Source organism: Haladaptatus sp. (genome assembly GCF_049589095.1).
Taxonomy (GTDB): Archaea; Halobacteriota; Halobacteria; order Halobacteriales; family Haladaptataceae; genus Haladaptatus.
The window spans coordinates 1-2978 of record NZ_JBAWAC010000290.1; the positions used below are offsets into that span (position 1 = coordinate 1).

Here is a 2978-nt window from a genome sequence, read left to right on the forward strand (position 1 = left end):
CTTTTCGCCGACGCCGATAGGTCCGGCACCGGGACCGCCGCCGCCGTGCGGGGTGGCGAACGTCTTGTGGACGTTGTAGTGCATGATGTCGAAGCCCATGTCGCCCGGACGGGCACGGCCGAGGAGCGCGTTCAGGTTCGCACCGTCGTAGTAGAGCAGGCCGCCTGCGCCGTGGACGATTTCGGCGATTTGCTCGATGTCGCGCTCGAACAGGCCGAGCGTGTTCGGGTTGGTGAGCATGAACAGCGCGGTGCTGTCGCCGGTCGCGGCTTCGAGTGCCTCGATATCGACGCGGCCGTCGTCCGCGCTCGGGAGTTCGACCACATCGTAGCCGCCGAGCGCCGCGCTCGCCGGGTTGGTACCGTGGGCGCTGTCCGGGACGATGATTTCCGTGCGCTGGTCGCCCTCGCCGTTCGCCTCGTGGAAGGCCTTCGCCACGAGAATGCCGGTGAATTCACCCGCCGCACCTGCGGGGGGTTGGAGGCTGACTGCGTCCATCCCACCGATCCGGGCGAGGTAGTCCTGGAGACCGTAGAGCAGTTCGAGGGTTCCCTGCACGCTGTCCTCGGAGCGGTCGGGGTGGACGCTCGCGCCGGGGAGCGCCGCCACGTCCTCGGTGAACTTCGGGTTGTACTTCATCGTACAGGAACCGAGCGGGTACGGACCGCTGTCGATGCCGTAGTTCATCTGGGACAGTCGGGTGTAGTGGCGGGCCAACTCGGGTTCCGACAGTTCGGGGAGGTCAAGGCTATCGCGGGTCAACTCATCGGGGAGCGAGGATTCGATTTCGACCTCGTTGCCGTCTTTTTCGGACAGGAGCGGTTCGTACAGGTCCTCCTCGTCGTGTTCCCACTTCGCTTGCGTGTAGTTCACGCGAACCACCCCGTGATCGTGAAGCTCGAATGACGTGTCTTTCGTAGGTTCATTAGTTTGCTACCTCCTCGAACAGCGTGACGAACTCACCGATGGCGTGTTCGTTCACGTCGGTCACACACACCTGAATCTCGTGTTCACCGACTTCGTGGACCGCGAAGCCGCGTTCCTCCAAATCTGCGACGATTGGGGGTGCGGGTTGGTCGGTGCGGACGACGAACTCGCGGAAGTGGTGGCGGTCGTTGACCGGTGCTTGGACGCCGTTGATGTCGTCCAGTCGTCCGGCGAGGTCGTCGGCCAGCGTGACGCATTTCTCGGCCAGTTCGATCAGTCCGGACGAACCCAGATACGCGATGTGCATGGCGGTTCGCAGCGCGACCCACGCCTGGTTCGTGCAGATGTTGGAGGTCGCACGCTCCCGGCGGATGTGCTGTTCGCGCGTCTGGAGCGTGAGGGTGTAAGCGCGGTTATCATCGCCGTCTTCACTGATGCCGATGAGTCGGCCCGGCACCTGCCGGACGAACTCCTCGCGCGTGGCGAACAGTCCGAGACCCATCCCGTAACTCGTCGGCAGGCCGAGCGTCGCGGCGTCGCCGACGACGACGTCCGCACCGACGGCGGCGGGTTCCTGCAACAGCGCGAGCGCCACGGGGTCGGTGCCGAGACAGAACAGGGCATCGTTCTCGTGTGCGATGTCGCCGATTGCCGCGAGGTTCTCCTCGATGGTCCCGCGCGTCGTCGGGTTCTCCGCGTAGACGAGCACGGTGTCCTCGTCGACGGCCTCAGCGAGCGAATCCACGTCCACGTTTGCGTCGTCGGTCCCGTATTCGTCCACGACGAGGCCCGGCCCGTCGGTGTAGTTTTCGAGGACGCTCCTTCGCTCGGAGAGCAGGGAGTCGGGAACGAGGACGCGGTTGCCGCTCGTCTTCCGGACACGGGCGGCGAGTAGTGCCGATTCGGCCAGCGCCGTCGCGTGGTCGTACATCGAGGCGTTGACGATTCCCAGACCGGTTAACTCGACCAGCATCGACTGGTATTCGAACAACGCTTGCAGGAACCCCTGCGTGATTTCCGGTTGGTACTGCGTGTAGGAGGTCAGAAACTCCGACCGATCCGCGAGGTGATCGACCAACGAGGGAACGTAGTGGCTGTAGTGGCCGCGTCCCAAGAACTCCGTCAGGTTTCGGTTCTCGCCGAGGATTCGTTGTAGTTCCCGGCGTGTCGCCTGCTCTGTACGCTGTTGGATGCCGAACTCGCCGTCGAAGCGGACGGGGTCGGGAATGTCGAAAAGCTCCTCCTCGCTTTCGACCCCGACCGCGTCGAGCATCGCTGCGGTCTCCTCGGCCGTGTGCGGTGCGTACGGGCTGCCCGCACTCGCGTTGCCTCCGGTCATTGAGTCGGGCTAGGGAGTCCACCCTTTTAATATGAGAGGAAAGCCGACGCCCGCATTGCACGAGCTTGCATACATATAACGACTGGGAGCGGAAAGAAGCGGAAAAGTATGCACGACAGAGCAAATATCTACGGTATACGTCCGCATTGCACACTGCAGCGCTCATCCGTGCTACTCGTCGTGACCGGTGCCGTCGCTACTGTCGGACGAAAACGGTGAGAAGTGTGGTGCCGTCGTTACTCGATCTGCTCGCGGTACTCGTCCGCGGACAGCAGGTCGTCGAGTTCGCTCTCGTCGTCCAGTTCGACTTCGAGCATCCATCCGTCGCCGAACGGGTCGTCGTTGACGAGTTCGGGCGCGTTCTCCAACTCCTCGTTCACGTCGGTGACGGTACCCGAAACGGGCGAGTAGAGGTCGGAAACCGCTTTGATGCTCTCGACGACGCCGAGGTCGCCCTCCTGTTCGAGTTCGTCACCTTCGGATGGGAGTTCGACGAAGACGACGTCGCCCAGTTCGTCCTGTGCGAAGTCGGTGATGCCGATTCGGCCGGTTCCGTCGGTTGCTGCTACCCATTCGTGCGATTCGAGATATTTGCGGTCTTCTGGTACTTCGAAGCTCATTATTTGTCTTTCAGAAACGGTGTGCTCTCAATCTTTGCTTTCTTCGACTGTCCACGCACCATCACCCGGATGACGGTTCCGGGGTCGGCGTA

Annotated in this window: 3 protein-coding genes; all 3 read right to left on the minus strand. The window is 62.7% G+C overall.

The window, feature by feature from the left end; genetic code table 11:
• Nucleotides 1-873: aminomethyl-transferring glycine dehydrogenase subunit GcvPB (gene gcvPB, locus WBV42_RS09430; RefSeq protein ID WP_423985798.1), on the minus strand; the 873-nt coding region annotated here is incomplete at its 3' end.
• 52 nt (nt 874-925) lie between these two features.
• Nucleotides 926-2266 (minus strand): aminomethyl-transferring glycine dehydrogenase subunit GcvPA, encoded by a 1341-nt coding sequence (gcvPA, locus tag WBV42_RS09435; protein WP_423985799.1) that lies wholly within the window; start codon nt 2264-2266, stop codon nt 926-928.
• A gap of 236 nt (nt 2267-2502) precedes the next feature.
• A complete protein-coding gene (gene gcvH / locus WBV42_RS09440) occupies nt 2503-2886 on the minus strand; it encodes a glycine cleavage system protein GcvH (RefSeq protein WP_253227086.1) in 384 nt (127 codons plus the stop codon).
• Nucleotides 2887-2978: the final 92 nt, after the last annotated feature.